The sequence below is a fragment of the Citrobacter sp. Cf087 genome (assembly GCF_030334285.1).
Classification (GTDB): Bacteria; Pseudomonadota; Gammaproteobacteria; order Enterobacterales; family Enterobacteriaceae; genus Citrobacter; species Citrobacter freundii.
Map to the genome: position 1 here is coordinate 444,547 of NZ_JAOWED010000030.1, position 24,558 is coordinate 469,104.

General features: G+C 48.7%; 19 protein-coding genes. 8 read left to right on the forward strand and 11 right to left on the reverse strand.

What is annotated here, in order from left to right:
- Nucleotides 1–5: 5 nt before the first annotated feature.
- From OGV57_RS15950 to OGV57_RS15960, 3 genes are read right to left on the reverse strand one after another with little or no spacing between them, the layout of a single operon-like run.
- On the reverse strand, nucleotides 6–1,058 hold the full coding sequence (locus OGV57_RS15950; protein WP_054528124.1) for a FecCD family ABC transporter permease: 1,053 nt from the start codon (nucleotides 1,056–1,058) through the stop codon (nucleotides 6–8).
- A complete protein-coding gene (locus OGV57_RS15955; RefSeq protein WP_054528123.1) occupies nucleotides 1,055–2,068 on the reverse strand; it encodes a FecCD family ABC transporter permease in 1,014 nt (337 codons plus the stop codon). Before OGV57_RS15955 ends, OGV57_RS15950 begins: the two co-directional genes overlap by 4 nt.
- Nucleotides 2,065–2,892: an ABC transporter ATP-binding protein gene (locus OGV57_RS15960; RefSeq protein ID WP_046669788.1), complete on the reverse strand. Its 828-nt coding sequence runs from the start codon at nucleotides 2,890–2,892 to the stop codon at nucleotides 2,065–2,067. The genes OGV57_RS15955 and OGV57_RS15960 overlap by 4 nt, the downstream gene beginning before the upstream one ends.
- Nucleotides 2,893–3,338: 446 nt before the next feature.
- On the opposite strand from OGV57_RS15960, the gene OGV57_RS15965 reads away from it, so the two are divergent.
- Nucleotides 3,339–5,501: a TonB-dependent siderophore receptor gene (locus OGV57_RS15965; protein ID WP_054528122.1), complete on the forward strand. Its 2,163-nt coding sequence runs from the start codon at nucleotides 3,339–3,341 to the stop codon at nucleotides 5,499–5,501.
- Between the two features lie 177 nt (nucleotides 5,502–5,678).
- Nucleotides 5,679–6,188: a hypothetical protein gene (locus OGV57_RS15970; protein ID WP_003021281.1), complete on the forward strand. Its 510-nt coding sequence runs from the start codon at nucleotides 5,679–5,681 to the stop codon at nucleotides 6,186–6,188.
- Between the two features lie 99 nt (nucleotides 6,189–6,287).
- Here OGV57_RS15970 and foxA read toward each other — a convergent pair whose 3' ends face one another.
- From foxA to OGV57_RS15985, 3 genes are all read right to left on the reverse strand, one after another.
- Nucleotides 6,288–8,396: a ferrioxamine B receptor FoxA gene (gene foxA, locus OGV57_RS15975; protein WP_114070816.1), complete on the reverse strand. Its 2,109-nt coding sequence runs from the start codon at nucleotides 8,394–8,396 to the stop codon at nucleotides 6,288–6,290.
- Nucleotides 8,397–8,517: 121 nt separating this feature from the next.
- The gene (locus OGV57_RS15980) at nucleotides 8,518–9,501 is read right to left on the reverse strand and encodes a helix-turn-helix transcriptional regulator (RefSeq protein ID WP_044714399.1); all 984 of its coding nucleotides are present in this window, start codon (nucleotides 9,499–9,501) and stop codon (nucleotides 8,518–8,520) included.
- A gap of 124 nt (nucleotides 9,502–9,625) precedes the next feature.
- The gene (locus tag OGV57_RS15985; protein WP_054528120.1) at nucleotides 9,626–10,531 is read right to left on the reverse strand and encodes a LysR substrate-binding domain-containing protein; all 906 of its coding nucleotides are present in this window, start codon (nucleotides 10,529–10,531) and stop codon (nucleotides 9,626–9,628) included.
- Nucleotides 10,532–10,640: 109 nt separating this feature from the next.
- On the opposite strand from OGV57_RS15985, the gene OGV57_RS15990 reads away from it, so the two are divergent.
- Nucleotides 10,641–11,270: a LysE family translocator gene (locus OGV57_RS15990; protein ID WP_054528119.1), complete on the forward strand. Its 630-nt coding sequence runs from the start codon at nucleotides 10,641–10,643 to the stop codon at nucleotides 11,268–11,270.
- Between the two features lie 101 nt (nucleotides 11,271–11,371).
- Here OGV57_RS15990 and OGV57_RS15995 read toward each other — a convergent pair whose 3' ends face one another.
- The 4 genes from OGV57_RS15995 to pepT form a co-directional block, all read right to left on the reverse strand.
- The gene (locus tag OGV57_RS15995) at nucleotides 11,372–11,608 is read right to left on the reverse strand and encodes a hypothetical protein (RefSeq protein ID WP_054528118.1); all 237 of its coding nucleotides are present in this window, start codon (nucleotides 11,606–11,608) and stop codon (nucleotides 11,372–11,374) included.
- 96 nt (nucleotides 11,609–11,704) lie between these two features.
- Complete coding sequence (locus tag OGV57_RS16000; protein ID WP_054528117.1) at nucleotides 11,705–12,334, reverse strand: DUF2913 family protein; 630 nt, start codon at nucleotides 12,332–12,334, stop codon at nucleotides 11,705–11,707.
- Nucleotides 12,335–12,656: 322 nt separating this feature from the next.
- Nucleotides 12,657–14,018, reverse strand: a complete 1,362-nt coding sequence (dcuC, locus tag OGV57_RS16005; RefSeq protein WP_003830889.1) for a C4-dicarboxylate transporter DcuC — start codon at nucleotides 14,016–14,018, stop codon at nucleotides 12,657–12,659.
- A complete protein-coding gene (pepT, locus tag OGV57_RS16010; RefSeq protein ID WP_003021259.1) occupies nucleotides 14,015–15,271 on the reverse strand; it encodes a peptidase T in 1,257 nt (418 codons plus the stop codon). Before pepT ends, dcuC begins: the two co-directional genes overlap by 4 nt.
- A gap of 1,317 nt (nucleotides 15,272–16,588) precedes the next feature.
- Here pepT and OGV57_RS16015 point away from each other — a divergent pair.
- Nucleotides 16,589–16,846: a YjhX family toxin gene (locus tag OGV57_RS16015; protein WP_003021255.1), complete on the forward strand. Its 258-nt coding sequence runs from the start codon at nucleotides 16,589–16,591 to the stop codon at nucleotides 16,844–16,846.
- Nucleotides 16,847–16,856: 10 nt separating this feature from the next.
- Nucleotides 16,857–17,603: an SAM-dependent methyltransferase gene (locus tag OGV57_RS16020; RefSeq protein WP_054528116.1), complete on the forward strand. Its 747-nt coding sequence runs from the start codon at nucleotides 16,857–16,859 to the stop codon at nucleotides 17,601–17,603.
- A gap of 55 nt (nucleotides 17,604–17,658) precedes the next feature.
- Here the strand turns inward: OGV57_RS16020 and OGV57_RS16025 are convergent, their stop codons facing one another.
- A complete protein-coding gene (locus OGV57_RS16025; RefSeq protein ID WP_003830885.1) occupies nucleotides 17,659–18,222 on the reverse strand; it encodes a DJ-1/PfpI family protein in 564 nt (187 codons plus the stop codon).
- Between the two features lie 403 nt (nucleotides 18,223–18,625).
- Between OGV57_RS16025 and OGV57_RS16030 the strand changes: the two genes are divergently transcribed.
- From OGV57_RS16030 to OGV57_RS16040, 3 genes are all read left to right on the forward strand, one after another.
- Nucleotides 18,626–19,738, forward strand: a complete 1,113-nt coding sequence (locus OGV57_RS16030) for an agmatine deiminase family protein (protein ID WP_046669780.1) — start codon at nucleotides 18,626–18,628, stop codon at nucleotides 19,736–19,738.
- Between the two features lie 503 nt (nucleotides 19,739–20,241).
- Nucleotides 20,242–22,464 carry an EAL domain-containing protein gene (locus OGV57_RS16035; RefSeq protein WP_054528115.1) on the forward strand — a complete coding sequence of 741 codons (2,223 nt, stop codon included), beginning with the start codon at nucleotides 20,242–20,244 and terminating at the stop codon, nucleotides 22,462–22,464.
- Between the two features lie 536 nt (nucleotides 22,465–23,000).
- Nucleotides 23,001–24,557, forward strand: a complete 1,557-nt coding sequence (locus OGV57_RS16040; protein WP_032937030.1) for a hypothetical protein — start codon at nucleotides 23,001–23,003, stop codon at nucleotides 24,555–24,557.
- The last annotated feature ends 1 nt before the right edge of the window (nucleotide 24,558 follow it).

Below are 24,558 nucleotides of genomic sequence, written 5' to 3' on the forward strand. Positions count from 1 at the left end.
AACAATTACAAACGATCCCGGCGACGCCAGAGCAACAGCAAAAAGAACGGTCCACCGACCAGGGCAATGACGATCCCGGCGGGGATTTGCAGTGGTGCAAACGCCAGACGACCCACGGTATCGGTGACCAGCACCAGCAACGCACCGATCAACGCACTTCCCCACAGCAGCGCTGTTTGTCCGCCACGCAGCCAGAATCGTGCCATGTGTGGCGCCATCAACCCGACAAAACCGAGGCTGCCCACGCAGGCAACACTGGCGGCGGTGAGTACAACCGGCGCGAGAAAACGCAACAACGCCAGTCGGGGTAAATGGACTCCTAGCCCCGTTGCCGTCGCATTGCCAAGTAGCGCCACATCCGAAGCGCGCGCCGTGGCAAATAAGATGATGGCCGCAGGCAACGTCCAGACCAGTGCCACCAGCAGCAGTGGCCAGGTGGCGGCATGAAGGCTCCCCGCCAGCCAGACCAGTGCAGTCTGTACGTCACGGACATCGGCGGTGGTCATAAATACGCCCATTCCCGCGGCAAAGAACCACGACACGCCAATGCCTATCAACACAAAGCGAGGCCGGGAGAAATCACGGGCCAGCAGCATCACCAGTGTGGCGACCAGTGCGCCGCCGGCCATTCCCGTCAGGGGCCGCCAAACCAGACTTGCTGACGGGAAAAGCAGCACCAGGGCCAGTACCACCACGCAACTCCCTTCTTTGACACCGATGAGCCCAGGATCGGCCAACCCGTTGCGGGTGATAGATTGCATCGCCGCCCCTGCCAATCCGAGCATCGCCCCGCACAGAAGCGCCATCAGCAGTCGAGGCAGTCGTACATCCCAAACGACATACTGTTGCTGAGCCGTCAACGCCTGAGGGTCAAACACCGCCCGTCCGATAGCGGAAGCCGGAACCGGGAGCGACCCCTGCATCACGCCAAACAGCAGTAATGCGATTGCCAGCACCGTCAGGCTGAGGCTGTACAGCACGGTTTTGGGACGAATGACACGAGAAAATCCACCCACCCGCCATGCACGAAGCCCTGCACGTTGCAGCATATCGTTCATTTCAAAAACCTCGACGCAATGAAAATAAACGCCGGTGCGCCCACCAGGGCGGTCATGATCCCTGTAGCCAGCTCCTGCGGAGCCAGCACCGTGCGGGCGGCAATATCCGCCAGCAGCAGCAGCGCCGCGCCCAGCAATGCCGACGTCGGTAGCATCTGACGAATATCTTTTGTTACCAGACGGCGGGTAACGTTAGGCACTAACAGGCCGATAAATCCCAGCGGCCCCACGACAGAAACTGCCGCACCGCACAACAGCGCAATGGCGATCATCGCCAGCAAGCGTATGCGCAGAATGTTCACCCCTAACCCACAGGCCATACGGTCGCCGAGAGCCAGAATATTCAGGCCCGGCGCGATAGCGATCGCCAGCACCATACCGGCAAGCGACGGGGGAACGGCACTTTTGACACTTTCCCAACGCAGACCCGCGAGATCACCCACCAGCCAGGTGCGCATTGCCAACAGGGTTTGTTCATCCAGAATCAGGATGGCCGCAGTAAGCGATGACACCATGGCCGACAGCGCCACGCCGCACAGCGTGACCTTCAGCGGCGTTAAGCCACCGCGCCCGGCAGATGCAAGCGCCATCACCAACGAAAAGAGTGCCGCAGCACCGCCTGCCGCCAGCAATGGCTGGCTTACCCCCGTCACGCCAAGCGCGGTGCACAACACAACGACAAACGCCGCACCGGCATTCAGCCCCAGAATATGCGGTTCTCCCAGCGGATTACGAATCAACGCCTGCAACAGAACCCCCGCAACACCTAACGCCGCGCCGACCAGCATCGCCGCCGTCATACGCAGCAGACGTAAGGAGACAATAATCCGGTGGTCGAAATTTTTCGCGTCAAAGTGGAACAGCGCCTGCACGACGGTCTGCGGGCTGATAGTGCGTGCGCCCACACCCAGATGCACCACTGCCAGAACAAACAACAGCAGCGTTAACACGGGGAACGCCAGCATAATCCGGCCACGGCGACGAGCCAGTGTGCTTGCCATGACCGTCATTGCTCTTGCCCGCCCAGCGCGCGGAACGGCATAAAGAACGGTTTGCCGGTGAGAGGATTCACCGACATCTGCACGTCGACGTCAAACACGTGCTTAATCAACTCGGGCGTGCAGTTTTCGCCATCATGCACGACGCCCTGCAACGTCCCCTGTTTGAGGAACACCAGCATGTCCCCGTAATTCACGGCAAAATTCAGGTCATGCAGGACCACAACCACAGTACGGCCATGATGACGAGTCAGTGAATGCAACAGTTCGAGGATCTCCACCTGATAGCGCAGATCGAGAAACGTAGTCGGCTCATCCAACAAGATGACCGGCGTTTGCTGTGCCAGCGCCATCGCAATCCAGCAGCGCTGACGTTGCCCACCGGAAAGGCTCTCTACCGGAAAATGCGCAAAATCAGCAGTTCCGGTTAACTGGAGTGCCTGCTCCACGGCGCGTTCGTCATCGTCCGTCCATTGCGAAAGCATGTTCTGCCAGGGAAAACGCCCACGCGATACCAGTTCGAAAACGGTAAGTCCTTCGGGCACCAATGGGGATTGCGGCAGGATGCCGAGCTGGCGTGAAACCGCTTTGGTAGGCTGTTGATAAATGGCTTTTCCATCCAGCAATACGCTGCCGCCGTGCGGTTTCAACATACGGGCGATAGTGCTTAACAACGTTGATTTACCCGAGCCGTTCGCCCCCACCAGTACCGTCATTTTGCCTTGCGGAATAGTGAGACAGATATCGTGGACAATGGTGTTATGGCGATAACCCGCAGAAAGCTGTTGTAGTTCAATGCCCGTTCTGTGGGCGATATTTTCCACATGCTGTGGCATGTTCACTCCTGCGCCGCCGCATGGCAAAGCCTGCATGCGTAATTCTCTAAATAAAAATAAAACTCATTCTCTTTGTGATCTTGCTGGCTTGCACTGTAGTAGTCAAGCAATTACACCCTGTAGTTACATCACCTGTTGCCAACAACTAAAGCACAAATAAAAAACGCTGAAAAATCAATAAAAATCATTCTTTTTCAATATATTGAAAATTAAATACCCTTAAAAAAACGACGGTTAAATTGCGTCAAATCGCTTGTAGTTTCTTTTTCAATTTTACGTTTACTACTACAAACACTCATGATTGAATGATTCTCAATTACATATCTGACGCCAGTAACGCTGGCTTACAGATGGATAAATGCAGGGCTGGCAAGCCGGGCAATGAATTGAATCAACTTGTTTCCCTGCCCATTTTTGGCAGGGTCTTTTGCGGAATAAATAAAATAATGGCTGAGTTAACGACTTACTTTTCGGGGATGAAAGGACGGGCATTGTGCTCTGCTCTCTTTCTGGGCATGACAACAACACCTGCGGTATTTGCAGCGGAGAAAGAGACGACTCCGCCTAAAGGGGAAGATACCATCACCGTTCGGGCAGATGCATCGTCTGCCGATCAGGCCGTAACATCGGGTTATCAACCGCTGAGTTCGTCCACCGCGACGCTGACATCCATGCCATTGTTGGATATCCCACAAGTGGTGAACACTGTCAGCGATAAAGTTCTGGAAGATCAGCATGTCACGACGCTGGACGAAGCGCTGTATAACGTTAGTAACGTCGTGCAAACCAACACATTAGGTGGCACACAGGATGCGTTTGTCCGCCGTGGCTTCGGCGCAAACCGTGATGGCTCGGTGATGACCAATGGTCTGAAAACCGTGTTGCCGCGCAGCTTTAACGCCGCCACCTCACGCGTGGAAGTGCTGAAAGGCCCGGCCTCAACCCTGTATGGGATTCTCGATCCCGGCGGCCTGATTAATGTCGTCACCAAACGTCCGGAAACGCAGTTTGGCGGGTCGATTTCAGCAACCTCCAGCAGCTTTGGCGGCGGCACAGGGCAGTTTGACGTGACCGGGCCGATTGAAGGCACGCAGTTAGCCTATCGCCTGATTGGCGAATATCAGCATGAGGATTACTGGCGTAACTTCGGCACCAATCAGAGCAGCTTCATCTCCCCGTCCCTTACCTGGTTTGGCGACAAGGCCACCGTCAACGTGCTCTATTCACATCGCGACTATAAAGCCCCGTTCGATCGCGGCACCATTTTCGATCTCAACACCAAACACGCGGTGAATGTGGATCGCAAAACCCGTTTTGATGAGCCGTTTAATATCACCGATGGCGAATCGGATCTGGCGCAGCTGAATGCCGAATACCGTTTCAACAGCGAATGGACAGCGAAATTCGACTACAGCTTTAGTCAGGATAAATACAGCGATAATCAGACTCGCGTGATGGCTTATGATTCTGCAAGCGGAAATCTTACCCGCCGTGTTGATGCCACTCAAGGCTCCACCCAGCGCATGCACGCCACACGTGCCGATTTACAGGGCAACGTCGATATCGCTGGCTTTTATAACGAGATCCTCACCGGCATCTCTTATGAGAACTACGATCTGCTACGCACCGACATGATCCGCTGCAAGAACGTAAAAGGGTTCAATATTTATAATCCTGTCTACGGTACGTTGGATAAATGTACTAACGTTTCTGCCGCTGATAGCGATCAGACTATTCAACAAGAGAGCTATTCTGCGTATGTGCAGGACGCGCTGTACCTGACCGATAAATGGATCGCCGTCGCCGGGATGCGTTATCAGTACTACACCGAATACGCTGGCAAAGGCCGTCCGTTCAACGTCAACACCGACAGTACCGACCAACAGTGGGTGCCCAAATTCGGTATGGTGTACAAACTGACGCCGTCGGTATCGCTGTTCGGTAACGTGTCGCGATCCTTCATGCCGCAATATTCTATCGCCAGTTATATTGGCGAATTGCCACCTGAAACTTCAACGGCTTATGAAGTGGGGGCAAAATTCGATATCTTTGACGGTATCACCGCCAATATTGCCCTGTTTGATATTGATAAACGCAATGTGCTGTACAACGAAATGATCAATGGCGAAACTGTGGCGAAAACTGCGGGTCGCGTGCGTTCACAAGGTGTGGAAGTGGATGTCGCCGGTTCGTTGACCACCAACACCAATATCATCGCCAGCTACGGTTATACCGCCGCGAAAGTGACGGAAGATCCTGATTACAAAGGTAAGCCGCTGCCTAATGTACCGAAGCATACCGGCTCATTATTCCTCACCTACGATATTCAGAATGCCTTTATGGGCAATACCCTGACGATTGGCGGTGGGGGTCATGGGGTGAGCCGCCGTTCCGCAACCAATGGCGCAGACTATTATCTGCCGGGCTATTTTGTCGCCGATGCCTTTGCCGCTTATAAAATGAAGCTGCAGTATCCGGTCACATTGCAGCTCAATGTGAAAAACCTGTTTGATAAGACCTATTACACTTCATCCATTGCCACCAATAATCTGGGTAATCAGATTGGCGACCCACGAGAAGTGCAGTTCACGGTGAAAATGGAATTCTGATCCTCTTCATCCATTAACCCTGCCAATTCTGGCAGGGTTTCCCGTCTGTCCTGCCATTTTAAGACAATTGAACTTGTGCCATCGTGCTCTCGTTTATACAACCTTAAATATCATCCGTAATAATTTTTCTATTTTGTTATGGGCGACTGGGATCAAAATAATGAACGGGATAACATCATGACTAAAATAAAACTGGCACTGCTATTACCTCTGTTTCTGGCAGGTTGTACGATGAGTGACGGGGAATTAAGAAACGCTTACGCTCAGCATTATCAGCAACCTACCGCCTATGTAGATGCTTATAAACAGAAAATAGCCAGTATGGATATTCATGCGCTGGCCCAATATGCCGCCGCAGAAGATAAGAAAAAAATGCGTGGGCAGCCAAGACTGAAAATCGACGAATTTATTACCATTGAGAACGTACAGGCGAAAGGAAATCGGGTGGTCTACGATTACTCACTGTCCGAAAACTGGCTGGCGCTTTCCGCAGATAAACAGCGCGAGAAGCAGACCAATATGAATAAAGACCTGATCTACCGTACCTGCTCGCTGGAAACGGTACGTCTGGCGCAGGCAAAAGGGCTGGAAGAAGAGCATAACTATTACAGTCAGTACCCAGACAAAGTCGCCTTTACTCTGAGAACCAGCGCGCAGATTTGTATGCAAAACGGTTTTACACAATAACCGCAATCCACTATGCCTGATGCGCTACGCTCATCAGGCATACAATTTGCACGCTGCACCAGGCCGGATAAGGCACCAGCGCTGCATCCGACTAAAACATCAGAATTTCCAGGACACACTGCCGACAATGCTGCGCTCGGCGCCGAAGTAGCAGTATGAGAGCGAGTTACAGGCCGCAACGTAGCGCTTGTCGGTCAGGTTGTTAACGTTCAGCTGCGCGCTCAACCCATTAATACCGATATTCGTTAAGTCGTAACCAATCACCATATCCACCAGTGTGTATGACGGCAGGGTGTGAGTATTCAAGCGATCGCTGGTAATACCGTTAACGTAGCGCACGCCTGAACCCAACGTCAGACCGTCCAGCGGACCACTTTTTACATCGTAGCTCAGCCAGGCACTGGCCTGGTTACGCGGGGCGTACACTGCGCGCTTGCCCTGCTCTTCCGGGCTGCTTTTCTTATAGCGAATGTCGGTATAGGTATACGCCGCCTGCAAACGGAAGCTATCCGTCAGTTGGCTAATTGCCTCCAGCTCCACCCCTTCAGATTCAATTTCCCCAATCGAGCGGTATGGATCGGTCGGCTCTTCTTTAGTGGCTATATTCGTCTGATTGATACGGAACACCGACGCGCTGAACTGACTGTTAAATCCTTCCGGCTCATATTTCAGCCCGGCTTCCCACTGCTTGCCTTTCATCGGGTCCAGCAGATTACCGTTCTCATCGGCAAAACTGGTGGGCGTAAAGGCAGTGGAGTAACTCACGTACGGCGCAAAGCCGTTATCGAACAAATAGAGCAACGCGGCGCGGGTGCTGAAGTTGTTTTTATCCAGATCGCTGCGAGTATCCTTGATCTTATCAATGTTAGAAACGCTGACCTGATCGTAGCGACCACCGAGCGTAATACGCCAGCGATCCCATGACATCTGATCCTGCAAATAGTAACCCGTCTGTCGCAGCTTGTGTTTCTCACGCGCATACATGTCGATGTAATCAGGCTTCGCGCCGTACACCGGATTAAAGGCGTCAATCGGCGGGAAAGCGCCGTAGTAACCGGTAGTATTGTTGCTACGATCCTGATAGTCGATCCCCACCAGCAAACGGTGGTTTACCTGCCAGGTATCAAAGCTGCCGTCGAGCTGGTTATCCAGCGTAATCGCCGACATTTTTTCATCGGAGCCGGAGTAGCCGCGATTAAGCTCGGTTTCATTCAACCAGCCCGCCGCATACACCTGGTTCAGCTCAACGTCGGTATGCAGATAGCGCAGCTTTTGCCGCACCGACCAACCGCTATCAAACATATGCTCAATGTTGTAGCCCACCATGTTCTCACGGCGATCGTATTTGTCATAATCATCCTCGCCTTCGTAAAAGGTATTGGAGATCTTTTGCCCGTAATGCGGAACCACGGTGCCGTCATACGGCAGACCGGAGTGGCTTCCGCCTTCCGGGTCACGGTGCAGATAGGCCATCAGATCCAGACGCGTCTGGTCGGTGATACGCCAGGTCAGGCTGGGCATCAGCGCGTAACGTTCTTCCTTCAATGGACCAAACTGCGAGTCCGCGTAACGCGTCATCCCGCTCAATCGCGCCGCCACTCGATCGTTATCATCCAGCGCCCCGGTGACGTCAAACGCCGCGCCGCGCTGGTTATTGTTGCCGGCAAACAGCTTCACTTCACCGCCCGCATCAAACGACGGCTTACGTGAGGTCAGCGCCACAATACCGCCCGGGGAGGAACGGCCATACAGTACGGAAGCCGGGCCACGTACGACTTCGATATCTTCGAGGAACCACGGATCAACCACCAGCGAGCTGTGTGAGTTGGTGTCGCCCATCATCTTCAGACCATCGAGATAGACGTTATCCAGGCTACCGTCAGAAAAGCCACGCAGCACGATGTAGTCAAAGCGGTTGGAGGCGCCAATCTGATTGCTGTACACCCCCGGCGTATAGCTGACAGCCTGGCGCACGCTGGTTGCGCCTTGCTCTTCAAACTGTTCACGGGTAACGATCGATACCGACTGCGGCGTTTCAATATCCGGCGTGGCAAGCTTCGTGGCCCCGCTCTGCATCTGCGAGGTGACAACCACCGTATCGTTTTTTGTTGTTTCCTGCGCCAGCAGAGGAAAAGCCACGCTGCCGGTCACCCATCCCACCAGCAGCGCCAAGCGAGTCTTCGCGAACATGAATATCTCCAAAGGCATGTCTAATTGTAAGTGAGAATTATTACCTTTTTGCTGACGGAGATAGCTATGCCGGATGCCAGGTTGCCTATGCGCAGTGCCAAATTGTCAGGAAATCACGTGCGTAAAACGCAAATATGGATTAGCAAGGTTTGAGTAAATCGCCGGGCGAAAAGCCGTAACGGCGACGAAAAGCGGTAGAAAAGTTGGTGGCGTGCTGATAACCCGACATCCAGGCCGCCTGCTGTACGCTATATCCTTCCAGTAGATAGCCGCGCGCATGTTCCAGACGGCAATCGCGCAGGTAGTCGAATACCGAACAGCCATAGGCTGCACGGAACTTACTGCGCAGGCTGCTTGGGCTCATCGCCGCGCGTTGGGCCAGTTCATTAAGGGTGTAGTCATTTTCGGGACTCTCCTCCAGCAGTCGGCGAACGACCTCCAGCCGCTGCTGCTCACCGCTCGCCGCAAGACGTTTACCGCTCTCGACCTGACACATGCTGAGGCCATGACCGAACAGTTGTAATATCAGCCCTTCCAGCATCAGCTGACGAGAAACATGGCTAATCGTACTCTGCTGCGCGTACTGCAGTCCGCTGAGTAAAAACCCCGGTACCTGCCAGATAAGCGTCGGCGTCTGGCACCTTTCCCACTCGCGCATCAACGATTCGAGCAACCCCGTGCGATACGCGCCGTCGGGATATAAACCGAGCGATAATGTCCGGAGTTTACAATCAGCATGATGACGGGCACGCATCGTCTGGTGCTCACTCAGACGTGAGCTAAACGCCATGCCGGAGCGCACCACATGCTCCTGTCCGTTAAGCGTCAGGATCACGCAGCCTTCCAGAACCACCAGCATATACAGAGGACTGTCGTGGCGAGAGGTGGTTTCGTAGGGTTGCAATACCTGTACGTCGGAGTGCGTCACGCACATCCCGCAGGGGAGAGTCATCTCCTCAATTTCACCTTGCAGAACAGGGCTGCCAGACGGCAAATCCGGTCTTTGTGCCAACAGGGGAAAGCGGTAATCGATCCCGTAGCGCTCACCAAAATCCATAAACTCGCTTACGGAGAAAGTGCGAGCGACGCGTCCGGAGGCATTCAGGGCGGTGGTGTTGTTCATGCTGTCTTCTGCACAGGAAATGGGATTAACGGTTTATAACTGAAGCAACATTACCATTACCTGCACAATACGACAATAATAATGAGAACCATTATCAATATAGGTAATTAGCAAAATAAACAGCTTAATCCAGCCAGTTTAGATCTACCGAGGAAGCAGACGGCGCAGCCTCTTTTAACCAGCGATACAGCAGCTCAATATTTCTGAGCCGTGTTGAAGCCTTTGGCCAGACAAGGTAATACCCCTCGCCAGTCGCCACTGCATCTTTAAACGGTAACGCCAACATCCCTGCCTGAATGGCCGCCAGGCTTAACAGCAGGTCGGCAACAGACACGCCATGACCACTCATCGCGGCAAGACTACCCTGCTCCAGGGTGTCGAACACTTTGCCTCGCGCAAGATTCAACGCCGGAAACTTCCCAGTGCGTTGCAGCCACCGACGCCAGTCGCGGCGATCCGCTGAGGGATGAATCAGTTCACAGGCAGAAAGATCGCGCTGCGCCTGCACCAGCAGTGCGGGTGAACACACCGGGATAAGCCACTCCTGAAACAGCAACCGGCTGTCGGTATCGTCACCAAAATGGCCATTCCCTAACAGGATCGCACAGTCATACGGTTCACGACTGAAGGATACCGAATCGGTATCCATCCAGACGCTGGAAATTTCGATCACCGGGGTCGGATGCGCTTCACGGAAAAGACGCAGCACATCCAGAAGCCAGCGCATTGTCAACGTAGACGGCGCTTTCAGCCGCAGCTCATGACTGCTGCTGCGAAAGGCATGACACGCGTGTTCCAGACTCTGAAACCCAGCCGTCAACTGCTGCGCTAACCCTTGGCCAGAAGGTGTTATCTCGATACGCGGGCCGCTGCGGATAAATAGCTCACAGCCAAACCATGCCTCCAGCGTGCGAATATGACGGCTTACCGCGCCCGCCGTCACGTTAAGTTGAATAGCGGCTTTGCTGAACGTTCCCAGACGGGCTGCGGCTTCAAAAGCCCTCAGGGCATACAACGGAGGTAGCGTCATCGTGAGTTTCTATGTTGAGTTTTACTCACAGTAGAGCGCAGTTTTATTCGTTTTTCAATGCGCTACGTAAACGGAATACTGGTGGAAAATATCATCAGGATAATCAGGTATGAATTTCACTTTACTGGCTGCCTATAGCCTCAGCGTAGTAACCCTGCTGTTAACACCGGGTCCTGTCGTGGCGCTGATTACCACCACCGCGGCGCAGCACGGCTATCGCCGGGCTTTTCTCACGCTGATTGGCACTAACGGCGCTTCTTTAGTACTGATTGCTCTGGCTGCACTGATGCTAGCTGGCGTGGTTTCAATCTCTGCGATATGGCTTGGCGTACTGGGTCTTGTGGGATCGTTGTATATCGGAGTGATGGCGATTAACGGCCTGCAGACCAGGGCCTCAAACCCCGGACTGGGTGCGCGAAAGCGCGATAACAGCGGGCTTATCCACGGATTTCTGACCGGGGTCGCCAACCCAAAAGACATTTTGTTTTTCGTAGCGTTTTTCCCCCAGTTTATTGCCATTACGCAAGATTTCACCACCAGCATTCTGACGCTAACGCTGGTGTGGGTTATTTTTGATCTGACGGTGCTGTCTTTTTACATCGTGGTTTTCAAACGCTGGATACCAGCGCGCTTTGCCAGATGCAGCGGTTTTATCTCCTCTCTTTTTCTGCTCGCGGTGGCGGTGTTTGGCATTATTTATAATGTACACGCACTACAAATGCTCTCACCCGCGCTGTGATCCTCAACAAATTGTTCAGCCAGACATCTCATCTTGCACCGGGAAGGATAAAATAAGAACAAATCGACATTAATATTATTAATGGATTAATAAACCCGGATTCAGAAAATATAGACGATAACATTTTCATGGCGTTCAACTGGCACCCTCACCCATGATAACGCATCAACGGCGATAGGTGCCATGTCATTTTCTAAACGAAGTAGAGGTGTATTGTCATCTGGCACAACCGTGCTTTCACCGATCTCAAGAACGCCCCGAAAAGAAATGGACATATTGTCCGACGTATCCGACAACGTTATCCATTCGGTTGTAATCACTAACTTTCGAGTAAACATTCGCTATCCTTTGCGCGTGGTATATATCCGATACTTTCACAAGTAGATCACTACTCTTTGAACAAACAGAAATTTTTCCTCTATATCAGTTAAGCATTACTTAACAGAAAGGAAATTGAAATAATGAAACTCATTCGAAATGTGTTTCACAAATTCAACCGGCAGGTTATGTTTGATGAACGTTAACTTTGCAAACTCAACATCGCCGTACACTCGAATACAGAAAGGTTTGACAATCTCGCCCTGCACGCCAAAGCACTCCTGAAGCCGGGCATCATCCATAAAGATAAAGTCACCTTTTCTGACCTTAATACTTTCATGAAGTCCTTGCCACTTCTCTGGAGTGAGCAGAAAGCTCTCCCATCCATTATTTCTCAACACTTCAATCGTATGAGTAAATTTAAAATAGTCGTTTTGCATTGCCACGTCACCACTCGACGTGGCGTACAAATATTCTATTTTAAATTTAAGTTGTGCATTGATGCTTTTTTTCTTCCCCTCATCAATTAGCCACTGAAGCTCACTGACAATGCTCTTCGAAAATATTTTTCTTTTTTTTGCAATAGCCAGCCAATGCATAATGAATAGATGCTCTGACATTTTGGAGTAGATCTTATGATCCTTTATTGCGATACCAATTGCAACTAACGCACTCCAGGTAAATGTTTCCAGATCATCCTGATAATGATGTCGTAACGTACTGACTCTTCCAGAATCCCTTACCACTTAAACCTGCCCAAATAAATCGTCATTGTTATTCCACGTTATTCTTGTATTACTCTATTAAAAAATTACTACAACTAAAATCGCCAAAATATGATCCAGGTTAACTTATCCCTATGTAATAAACGTGCAAATACAATACATCATACTTATTAATCATTAATCCAGAATAACTCAACAATGTCCAATAAGAATAATGCGATAAAGATAAAAGTTAATAATAATCACCAGTAATCAATATCATCTGCGGTGATGAGAGCTGTAATCAGAAAAAGCAAACTACCGGACATTTAGCAAGCCGGAAGTTTGCTTGTTACAAACGAAGTTAATAGAAAATACCGATGATCAGGGTATGAGTTACAAAGCCCACAATCAGCGGTACGGCGGTACGTTTAACCACATCAAATGGCGTTATTTTCGCCCCACTGGAAACGGCAATCACCACGCCGGAAACCGGTGAAATTGCCCGCCCCATATGTGATGCCTGCTGCATCGGCAGGATCATGGCAACAGCGTTAGCGCCCATACTTGCCGCGATTTGCGGGATCAGCTCAACGAAAGCAAGGAATGGCGCATTACCCGATCCCATAATAATTGCTGCCGCCAGCGTCACCAGCGCAAACACCACCGCCATAGCAAATGGGGGTAATCCCACGTGCTCCGCCATCAGGATTAATTGATCAATGGCACCAATAACTTTAATCCCGTGAGCAAAAACACCTGCCGCAACCAGCAGCCCAACTACCCCGGTAAAGGCAGTGCCCATGCCTTTAAGGAAATGGCTGAATCCTTCGCATACTGACTTTAAATCACGCACCCGCAGCCATTCAATCAACATACAGACAGCCATCGAAATGAGCACAATGGTGATAATATTCAGGTTAATACCACTGACAAACATTTCCGATGATCCCACCGCCATCAGTATCGGAAGCATCGGGAGCAGCGCATAAAAAGCCGGGGCTTTTCCTGAGTCAGTCACCTCAGCGCTACCGATTTCTCGTGGAAGTGTCCCCGCTTTACGGTCGCAATGCCGCTGCCAGAAGAAATGGCAGACGCCGACGACCAGCACGGTTGCCAGCGCTGCGGGTCCCTGGTGGTAAACAACGTATTCCACCACATCCATATTGACCGCTTTAGATCCCCTGATAGCATCGATGGCCGTCGGGGTATATGCCACACCAAGCGAGGTGGCAATAACCCCAGCGGCTGAGGCCGCAGAAAGCCCTAACCCCAGCATAATGGGGAACATCGTCCCCATCAGCAACACGGCTAGCCCGGTGGCGGATGGAATGGCCAACTGCAGGAGGCTGGCGAGCAGATAGGAGAAAAATAGAAGCACATAGGGCGAACGCAGCGCACGCAAAGGTTTCGTCACAACCCGCACAACCGCTTCATTTGCCCCGATATGATCCATGTAATGCGCAAATCCCATGAGCGCCATGATCATCAGGCCGAGATCGGCGGCACGCGTACTAAAGAGATCGCGCATCACCTCGAAAGGATCGAGAAATGAAATCCCCGTACTGGCAACACCCTTCGGTAATACAGAACCCCATCCGGTTAACGCCGTACAAATCATCAACACCAGGCCAGCAATGAACAACACGGGTTCAGCGCGATAACCTTTCAGGATAAGACGCGCGACCACTACGATAACCAGTAGGGCAATTAACACCTGAATCATGACTGAGCTCTCCCCTGCGCGAACTCAGCAAAGGTTTCCTCAATGACCGCTACCACGACATCGCTGGCGGCCCGCAGTGAACGCACCGGCAGGTATTCATAAATCGAATGAAAGTTATGGGCACCGGTAAAAATATTCGGGCAAGGTAGTCCTTTCTGCGATAACACTGCGCCATCATATCCACCACGCATGGCGACAGGTTGCGGGGTAATGCCACACTTCTGATACGCGCGTAACGCAATATCAATCGGGTAGTGAGCATCGCCCTGCAAGCTATTGAACACATTGGCATAGCGATCGGTTAAATGGCAGACCACGCTGTTTTCTCCCCACAGCGCGCAGGTGCTGACGGCCAGCTGGCGGATATATGCCATACGCGCCTTATACCCCTCTTCGGTAAAATCCCGGATATCCAGCTTAAGTACCGTACGGGCGCTGTTACCCTGAAGTTGTTTTACCCAGTAATACCCTTCGCGTCCTTCCGTATACTCAGGCGCCTCTCCTCCGGGCAGCATCGCAATAAACTTATGCGCCATCAGCAGAGAGTTCTTCAGCTTACCTTTGGCCGACATAGGGTGTGCGGACTGGCCGGTAAAGATGATTTCCGCATCACCCGCGTTCCAGTTCTCATAGACAAATTCTCCAATGCCGCAGCAATCCAGGGTATAGCCAAAATCAGCCCCAAACGCCGCAACATCAAATGCTTTTGCACCTCGTAATCCCTGCTCTTCATCAGGAACAAAACCGACCTTCACCGGCCCATGCTTAATCTCCGGATGTGCGACAAGGTACTCCAGGGCATTCATAATCGCGGCGATGGCGGCTTTATCATCTGCCCCCAACAGACTGGTACCATCCGTCACCAGCAGGTCATCACCGATATAATTTTTCAGTTCTGGAAATTCACTTTCGCGCAGATAAATTTTTAGCTCCTGGTTCAGACACAAATCCCCACCGCTGTAGTGAAGACGTTGTGCTTTTGTGTCCGCAGTCTGTTCCGCACTGGTATCGAGATGACCAAAAAAGGAAACGACAGGGATCGCGTCGTCCGTATTTGCAGGTAATGTCGCTGTCACAATAGCGGTATCCCTGACCTCAATGTTTTCCATTCCTAATGCTTCAAGTTCTACTGCCAGCAGTTTTGCCAGTTCCATTTGACCAGGTGAAGAAGGCATTATCCCATTAGCACCATTTTCCCTTGAGGTCGTGGTATTGATTTTCGTGTAGTTAATAAAGCGTTCAACAATATCCATTCCAGGAGATCCTTTAATGTATCATTTACGAGGTACTGCAAGAGAAGACCTGCATACAGCGTGGGTTGAATAATCTGAGAACAAAATAAAATCAGCACTCATCCCAGAATGCTGACTTTATGGGCATTACGACAACGATTTATAAAAAGGAAGATAAAAAGCCAGTAATTATGCCAGTGATTAAAAGCTCCGTTCTGATTGATAAAATCATATTCCCTGTCTGTTTTTACTGCATTTTCCATGGTGTTAAGCTAACAGAAGTCATAAACGGTATTCGTATATCTAAGAGATAATAAAAATCATTTAGATTCTTGCACCCAATACCGACACAAGATATACCATCGCTATATTTTTTAATGAACGAATGCTGTAACAGCAAAATGCAACCGTTTGCACCTCTCTACAAATAGCCACTTAACGCACTAAAATCCGTGAACAAAATCACAATTATTTCAAAAGCGAGAATTAACATAACGCTGAAAAACAGGCAGTTATAAGAAAAACTATATAATACCATTATAAATAAATACAAAATTATACTATTCACTATAAAATAGATTCATAGCGATACTATTTCAATAGTACCGTATGGTTCACAGAAAAAAATCTGTCGTCATCACTAATGTAAAGCAACAAGAACAATAATATTAAATTATCTATTTATGACGACTACCAAAATAATATACAGAAAAAAAACCTCTCCCCTGAGAAGAGATACAGGGCAGAGGTAATACGGGTGTTAAGGACATTTTTATAGTTTTGATGATAACAGAAGAGCTTCTTGCAGGATTGAGTATACACACTTCATGACGTTAAGAAAATTCCTAAATAGAATTAAACACAAACACCATTAAAAATTCTTTTTATAATAAAGACCTGTTTATCAAATAAAACAAAATTAAGATAAGAAAAGATTAAATATCACTAATCTATAGTGTGACGCAAGTGAGACCAACTACACATCATTACGACCAATACCGCTACTGACAATGTCTGAAAATTCAATAAATTTAATACATTCATACACCGCTCAGCTAGCTGAGAGTTAAAAAATTATAAAATAAGCTAAACGCAATTTTTCGTCATAGATCACATTTTCCCGACAGGACGATTCCCCTACTCGTCCAGGCTGGTATGATTCAGCAGGTAAATATCTATCAACTCAACCCGAGGCTTTGATGCTGGAGAATGTAATCATCAGATAATCAGCTTACCGACCTTTTCAGGCCGGACTGGTTATCAATGCGCCGAAATCGAATGCGGACACCGCTGTGTGTTTGCACGTTTTGCACATGATGATTAAACAGGTTTTCCAGTATGAATTTATCCCGTCAGGAACAACGTACCTTACACGTACTCGCCAAAGGTGGCCGTATTGCTCACGTCCGTGATGCATCAGGCCGTGTCACTTCCGTCGAATGCTATAGCCGCGAAGGGTTACTGCTCTGCGACTGCACGCTCGATGTATTCAAAAAGCTCAGAACGAAAAAACTGATCAAATCCGTCAATGGTCAGCCCTACCGCATCAATACCACTGGGCTGAACAACGTTCGCGCCCAACTGGATAATCGCTAAGGAGAGAGAGATGGATATCCCGAAGATTTTTACAATCAGCGAAAGCGCACATCGCATTCATAATCCGTTCACCGCGCAGAAATATGCAACGTTAGGTCAGGTTTTACGGATGGCCCCAGGAACCCGCATCCTGGATCTCGGCAGTGGCTCTGGCGAGATGTTGTGCACCTGGGCACGCGATCATGGAATTTCCGGCGTTGGTATCGATATGAGCCAGTTATTCAGCGAGCAAGCCACCCTGCGGGCAAGTGAATTGGGCGTCACTGAGCACGTGCGTTTTATTCATGCCGATGCAACAGGTTATATCGCCGAAGAAAAATTCGATATTGCCGCCTGCATTGGTGCAACCTGGATTGCCGGCAGCGTTGCCGGAACGGTCAAACAGCTGGAACAAAGTCTCAAATCAGGCGGGATCCTGCTCATCGGCGAACCGTACTGGCGCCAGATACCCGCAACGGAGGAGATCGCTAAGTCTTGCGGCGCGACCTCAGTGACTGATTTTCTCTCTCTGCCAGAACGCGTTTCGTCTTTCGACCAGCTCGGTTATGACGTGGTTGAAATGGTACTGGCGGACCAGGAGGGTTGGGACAGATACGAGGCGGCAAAATGGTTGACGATGCGCCGGTGGCTGGAGGCAAATCCGGACGATGAGTTTGCCGTCGAAGTCAGAGAGCAACTGAGAAGTTCACCAGAACGCCACGTTACCTTCACCCGGGAATATATCGGGTGGGGCGTGTTCGCACTCATGCGGAGGTAATATCTCCTGTCGGTATAGCCAGGCTGGTTATACCGACTTTTCATCTCATCGTCGCTTACTTCATTAATACTTCGACAAATTTAGCTAACCATTGCGGATGCGCGGGCCATGCTGGTGCCGTCACCAGATTGCCATCAACGTGGGCCTGATCAATGCCAATATCGGCATAATGTCCACCGCTCAGACGAACCTCAGGCGCACAGGCCGGATAAGCGCTACAGGTCCGGTTTTCTAACACTCCCGCCGCCGCTAATAGTTGGGGCCCATGACAAACCGCAGCGATAGGCTTACCGGCAGTGTTGAAATCTTGCACCAGCTTAATGACATCTGGATTCAGTCGAAGATATTCCGGAGCACGCCCGCCGGGGATCAACAGTGCGTCGTAATCGGCGGCCCGCGCCTCGGCAAAATTCGCATTCAACGTAAAGCGATGTCCCGGCTTTTCACTGTATGTCTGCGCCCCATCAAAATCGTGAATGGCGGTTTGAACGTAGTCACCCTGGCTTTTATCCGGACAGACGGCATCCACACGATGCCCAAGCATTTGCAAAGCCTGAAAAGGCACCATCGTTTCATAATCTTCGACATAATCTCCGACCAGCATCAGTATCTTCTTCATTCACATCCCCCACTCACGGTTATTAATGATGAGAAATAACGGCCATCTTTACTATAGTCCACACAGTTCATGGCATTAATAAATACAACAGAACAATCGGCCAGATCACAATCCGCGGCAAGGCCCGTCAGACGAGGCTTCAGAGCCTACGACGTGACACATGTTCATGCTGATAAATATAAATTATATATAAATATATAGTTGATAATTTTTAATAGTAGTCAGCCTCACTCATAATATAAAAAGAAGAGATTGCAACGAATATCTCCTGTGCTATATTCCGCATGAAACTTACCCGCAATCAATTTATTTATTATTCAATATTTAAAATACGCAGAACATTAATTATCTATTATTATTTTATTCATCCAATATCAGATAAATATACGCAAAGGTTAATCCTATGATGACAAGACGTTCGTTCGTCTGGCAAGGTCTGGTGACTTCAACGAGTATGCTACTCGCCGGTATGACAGGCATCAGTTTTAGCCAATTTGCCCGCGCAACAGAGGACCGCCGCTGGCAAATGCCGGATGAAGGCGCACCGCATGCGGCAACCTGGATGGCGTTTGGTGCCAGTGCCGAGATCTGGGAGCCTCATCTGCTACCGGTGGTGCAGGAAAACCTGGCGCTAGTTGCTAAAACCATCGCCGCATTTGAACCCGTAAATATGTTGGTACGCGAAGAAGACAGCGAGCTCGCCGCGCGTCTGTGCGGACCGTCGGTCAATCTTCTGGTTCACCCGATAGACGATTTGTGGATCCGCGACACCGGGCCGGTGTTTGTGATAAGCGCCAGCGGTGCGCTCGGCGGTGTGGGATTTAATTTCAACGGCTGGGGCAATAAGCAAGAGCACGAACGTGATGCCGATGTGGCTGAATTCGTTACTGATTACGTTCATGCCGAGTTCATCCGCTCGGCGCTGATTCTGGAAGGTGGCGGTATTGAGGTAGACGGCGAAGGCACGGCGATTATTACCGAGAGCTGCGTGCTTAACTCCAACCGTAATCCCGGCGTCAGCAAAGCCGAATGCGAAGAAGAACTTAAGCGACTGCTAGGTCTGGAGAAAATCATCTGGTTGCCGGGTATTGCCGGCAAGGATATTACCGACGGCCATACAGATTTTTATGCCAGGTTCACGCATCCGGGTACGGTGGTGACAGGTCTTGAGCAGGATCCGTCGTCCTTTGATTACGCGATCACCCGACGTCATCTGGACATATTACGAGCCGCCACGGATGCCAAAGGCCGACGGTTGAAGGTAGTCACGCTGGAAGGACCTTCTACCATCCGCCAGACTTATGCGAGTGATGATTTTGCCGCAGGGTATATCAATTTTTATCTGTGTAATGATGCCGTCATTGCACCACAATTTGGCGATAAGCGCACCGATCGTAATACCCATGCTATTTTACAGGAGCAGTTTATCGATCGTGAAATTATACAACTGAATATTGATGGCATTGCAGCTGGCGGCGGCGGCATTCACTGCGCGACACAGCAGCAACCTCGTTAATGATTAACAATTGAGTGTATTGTGGGAAGGTGGGGAAACTCACTTTCCTGCCAATATCATAATAATTCCTTTAGAAGGATGCCTGCATAGGTTAATTTTTAATAAACAAAGTGCTCAATTAACATTTATGAAATAAATACCTTTAAAAAATAACATTTTAATAGCTTTTATCGATCTTTCGTGGTATTTATGATCTGCCAAACCTATCGATAAAATCTATCAAAAGATTTATATTGATCGCTTTTATCGATCGTCTATTCTGTCTTAAATAATGGCTACTGACGGAATTTTTATTATCAGTACAGTCACAAAGATTGTTCTTCCCTGCGTTGTGAAACACACGGAAATTATCGAGGTTACCTTTAAAAAATTTACATAACATATTTTAGAATAGTTTTCAATTAGCGAAAACATCCAAAAATACACATTTCAAACCTCCAGTCTAACCTGTTTTAAGTAGATGACTTAAATCGAGAACGGTGATAACTCACTGAGAATTGCGAATGATGATATTGCTAAGAAAAACTGAAAATATAAATTTCATTAATACATTTAGAGGCTATTTTTGTGTAGGCATCGCGTTTTTTGCATTACAGCTGGTCGCTGGTCATCTCAGTAAGCAAGAGGATGTTGCGGGTATAACACTGCATTTTTACAATCTCACTTTACCTCTTATTTCTGCACTGCTGGTTTTATACCGGCAAAAGGCGCTGCCAATTTTGGGTGCCTTTTTCTTGTATGCCCTTTATTCTTACTCTTTATCTTCGGTGTTCACGCTAACGGCTCAACTGCTGGCTGCTCTCATTAGCCAGACACTCTACTTTTTCTCGACAGGTAAACGAGGCGCGGTTAGCTTTGGTCGTAGCCAGCTTACAACCCTGCGTATTGTCTGGCTCGTGTGTTGCAACGCCTTACTATTCATCTCGATTGATTACTGGCTCCAGTCGAACACTGCCTCAGCACCGATCACAAACCTTTTTACACTACAAACACTAATTAACTTACAGTGGTTGATGAACTCTTGCCTGACTGGCATCCCTTTTTGTTATCTGTTGCTTAGAAGCGTTCAAAACCCTGCATGGTGCATTTTATACATCAGACAAGTGAAGACGCTGATAAAATCCGGCCCTCCTATTCTGTATCAAGTATTATGGCTGGTGCTGTTACTCTGCATTATGTCCGCTTTGATCGTCATCAGAGAAGATATTCTTATATTTACAGACTATTCATTACTGTGGTTACTTCCAGTAATGCTGTGGGGAGTGATCTGCATTGGCCATGCTTTTATATCCCCTGTATGGGTAACAATGCTCATCCTGTTGGGATATTATATAAACAGTTATATTTCGCCGGATAACTATAATAATTATTTACATAGTCTCGTGATTTCCTCCACGATAGTGTTTGTCTTTTCTCTTACGATTGTTGTTACCGGTGTACTTGTGGTCCGTAACCGAAAATATCTCCGCCGCCTCAAACAACTTTTTAGATCAGAGCCTAATACCGGACTGCCTAACTTTCAGGCCCTGCAAATGGACATCCGTAAACACGCAACAGAGTGCTTGTGTTACATCCGTTGTACAGAGTTGAATACGCTGGAGCAAACTCATGGAATAGAATTCCGTTTTGAATTTGTAAAAGCGCTAAGCGCATATGTACGTAAATTGATTAAGGATACAGGTAACATTTATTACGCACCAGGTCATGGAATAATTCTTCGCCTTAATACTGTCCCTGACATTCCTACTCTTTACAAAGACCTAAACTCTTTTCGTTTTATCTGGAAGGATTACCAATTGGGACTATCTTGTGGTGTGGCATATACCACCGAGAAAAACCTGATTAAAAATTTATCACAAGCAATTAAACATCTTAATACCCAAAGCTACATCTCGTTAATGCAGGGGCAACCGTTGTTACTCAGCCCGCAGGTGCCAGGCGATAAAATTGTCAGTCAGGCAGTCATTCGTCATATGTTGCAAAAAGCAATTGACAGAAAATCGTTTGAGCTTATGGCTCAACCCATCGTATCAACGATGCTGGTTGTTCAGCCTATCGTTTCAACTACGGGACTGACACGTTATCACGAGATACTTATTCGGATAAAAATGGTTGATGGTAAGTTAATCTTTCCAGATACCATCCTACCCGTTGCTCGTGAGGCAGGATTACTTCCTGCACTGGATATCACTGTTATAGAGCAAACATTTCGTTTTATACAGTCACGGCAGAAATCTGACCCGAACAGTCATTTCTCCATTAATCTGACACCTGACTCGCTTAATAAAATTGATTTTCTTGATAATGTTTTCACATTGTTTAGAAAATATTCCATCACACCTAAACGTATAATTTTTGAAATCATTGAATCAGATATCATTGACAACGCTAATGTCACTGATGTTCTGAGAGCATTACGTAAAGCCGGTTCTAAAATTGCTATTGATGATTTTGGCACAGGGGCGTCAAGCTATTCACGACTCAGAACATTAGACGCAGATATTCTGAAAATTGATGGCTCCTTCATCCGTAATATACTGACCGATGAATTTAGTCGATGCGCCGTCAGATCCTTCTGCGAAGTAGCAAAACTCAAAAACATGGAAGTAGTAGCTGAGTTTGTTGAAAATGAGGAAATTGAAAAGATGCTAATTACGATGGGTATTGGTTGGTTACAGGGATACCATATAGGGAAACCCGTTCCTATTGAGTTGGCTGAATTATAATAATAATTATATTCCTACATTGTTCCACTTACCGGCTCCCGTGCCGGTTTTTTATTCCCTTAACTAAAACTGCATATTAATTAAGCAAAACACCATACAACTTAACGTCATAACATCGTGTTGTTGCTACCTATCAGTCTACAGATATTGCCATACAGCCATGAGTTGTAGAGCCTCCCCCCTCCTAAAAATAAGGGTTTTTTTAGAGAATCTTGAAATTTATATGGAGATTAACGCTCCTCCATATGGAGGTTTTGTATTGTGCAAAAAAAACGGCGAGAAGGATTTTCCTGCATGATAGGCTGGTTTAGCCTTAAAAACATGGCATTTCCCCGAAATTAATCCCTAATGAGAAACTGACCAAGAAGCTTTAAATCGGGTGGCAACCTGAAGATTTTGGCTACCTCAGTCATAGAGTTCATAATCAATATTAGTGATCGCTGCGCTAGTCTGCATTTAGCATTACGGCTAATATCATTTGCGTCAATTATCATAGTCATTTGATGATATATCACACAGCAGATTTAACGGTAAAAATGATGACACAACAAAATAATAATCTCGCTCAGAATATTAACGATGATGAATTTTCCTCCATCACACAGGTAGAATTGCAAGTTGTAGAGGAGATTAATGCTCCCGAGCAGACCGCATCCATTATTAGCTCTTTCGTAACCTCCTGCCAGGCTCGCGGCGATCAGCCATTGGGGCAATGGTTGGATGATGAATTTCGTAAATATCCACAGATCTGGAAAAACGAAGAAGAGTTACTAAACACTCGTCGGCAGATAATACGGTCTACGGAAGCCTTTAATCAGTCTCGCGACTCATTACAGCAGCATATGGATAAAGGTCGTAGCCGTGCCTCCTGGTTGGCTGGCGAGATAGAAAAAAATGCAGCAGTTTCCGGTTCGGTACACGTAGGCCAATACGCCAGCCTTATCGATAGCGCCTTGGTAGACGCTAACGAAAATGCGCGCAAAACAATCACCACGCTGGCCGGGAATATCAACCAAAACCCCAATCTAGATGGTCTTGTTGCGGAACAGCATCACGTCGATACATTTAATATCGATGCAACCACCAAAGGCAGTCCGTATCGTGCACGGGTTGTTGGTTCACAGGAGCTAAACTCCGTTGATATTGAGATTGTTGACGGCAACGGCAATGTGGTCTGCAAATATCAGTCGAAATATGGTGCTGACTCAAACGCCACAAATACACAGCTCAATCGGGGCGACTATAACGATCAACAAGCGCTAGTTCCCGAGGGGCAAGGCGCAGATGTGGTCAACAGCACAGAGGTTATTGAAGCTGACGGAGTGTCTTCTCAGCCACTTTCTAAAGAGAAAGCAAAAGAATTACAGAAAAAAGCTCAACAAGATGCCGAAGCACGTCAGTACGACTGGAATGACACTAATCGTATTGATATTGCCAAGCAAATTGGTAAACAGGCTGTGCTCGGTGCCTGTATTGCGGTGGGTATGCAGGGAACCAGAATCCTTGCAAGGCGTGCCTGGAATCGCCTGAACGGTCGTGAAAATCCATCCACTAGTGAAGACCTCAACGATTTTTTCGAAAGCTCGCTGCGTACCGGTACGCAAACAGCTATACAGGTTGCTGTTTCCGGAGCGGTCGTAGTCGCTGTCAAGAACGGCTTTCTTGGCGCAGCCTTACGCAGTACACCTGCGGGCCTAATTACCAATATCGTCTGCGTGGGCATACAGAATGCAAAGGTACTTTATAAACTGGGCAAAGGTGAACTGACTGGAGAGGAAGCGCTCGATGCCATCGGTAACACCACTATAACCACGACAATGGCTATTGCTGGTGCAACGGAGGGGGCCACGTTGGGCGCAGCGATTGGTACCGTATTTGGTCCAGTCGGTACAGCCGTTGGAGGGTTTGTTGGCGGTGTCGCAGGTGGTATAGCGGGTGGGCAAATTGGTGAAATCGTCTATAACGCGGGCAAGGTTGTTGCCAAAACAGCTGCCAAAGTCATTGCCAGTGTTACTGAAAATACGAGTCATGTCATTAAGTCCTTTAGCCGGGGTATCAGTAACTTTGCCTCAAACCTTTTCTCATTCTGGTAAA

Bases quoted from the DNA above. Each gene is read 5' to 3' on its own strand.
- OGV57_RS15950 (WP_054528124.1), bottom strand. From the start codon at position 1,058: ATGAACGATATGCTGCAACGTGCAGGGCTTCGTGCATGGCGGGTGGGT.
- OGV57_RS15955 (WP_054528123.1), bottom strand. From the start codon at position 2,068: ATGACGGTCATGGCAAGCACACTGGCTCGTCGCCGTGGCCGGATTATG.
- OGV57_RS15960 (WP_046669788.1), bottom strand. From the start codon at position 2,892: ATGCCACAGCATGTGGAAAATATCGCCCACAGAACGGGCATTGAACTA.
- OGV57_RS15965 (WP_054528122.1), top strand. From the start codon at position 3,339: ATGGCTGAGTTAACGACTTACTTTTCGGGGATGAAAGGACGGGCATTG.
- OGV57_RS15970 (WP_003021281.1), top strand. From the start codon at position 5,679: ATGACTAAAATAAAACTGGCACTGCTATTACCTCTGTTTCTGGCAGGT.
- foxA (WP_114070816.1), bottom strand. From the start codon at position 8,396: ATGCCTTTGGAGATATTCATGTTCGCGAAGACTCGCTTGGCGCTGCTG.
- OGV57_RS15980 (WP_044714399.1), bottom strand. From the start codon at position 9,501: ATGAACAACACCACCGCCCTGAATGCCTCCGGACGCGTCGCTCGCACT.
- OGV57_RS15985 (WP_054528120.1), bottom strand. From the start codon at position 10,531: ATGACGCTACCTCCGTTGTATGCCCTGAGGGCTTTTGAAGCCGCAGCC.
- OGV57_RS15990 (WP_054528119.1), top strand. From the start codon at position 10,641: ATGAATTTCACTTTACTGGCTGCCTATAGCCTCAGCGTAGTAACCCTG.
- OGV57_RS15995 (WP_054528118.1), bottom strand. From the start codon at position 11,608: ATGTTTACTCGAAAGTTAGTGATTACAACCGAATGGATAACGTTGTCG.
- dcuC (WP_003830889.1), bottom strand. From the start codon at position 14,018: ATGATTCAGGTGTTAATTGCCCTACTGGTTATCGTAGTGGTCGCGCGT.
- pepT (WP_003021259.1), bottom strand. From the start codon at position 15,271: ATGGATATTGTTGAACGCTTTATTAACTACACGAAAATCAATACCACG.
- OGV57_RS16015 (WP_003021255.1), top strand. From the start codon at position 16,589: ATGAATTTATCCCGTCAGGAACAACGTACCTTACACGTACTCGCCAAA.
- OGV57_RS16020 (WP_054528116.1), top strand. From the start codon at position 16,857: ATGGATATCCCGAAGATTTTTACAATCAGCGAAAGCGCACATCGCATT.
- OGV57_RS16025 (WP_003830885.1), bottom strand. From the start codon at position 18,222: ATGAAGAAGATACTGATGCTGGTCGGAGATTATGTCGAAGATTATGAA.
- OGV57_RS16030 (WP_046669780.1), top strand. From the start codon at position 18,626: ATGATGACAAGACGTTCGTTCGTCTGGCAAGGTCTGGTGACTTCAACG.
- OGV57_RS16035 (WP_054528115.1), top strand. From the start codon at position 20,242: ATGATGATATTGCTAAGAAAAACTGAAAATATAAATTTCATTAATACA.
- OGV57_RS16040 (WP_032937030.1), top strand. From the start codon at position 23,001: ATGATGACACAACAAAATAATAATCTCGCTCAGAATATTAACGATGAT.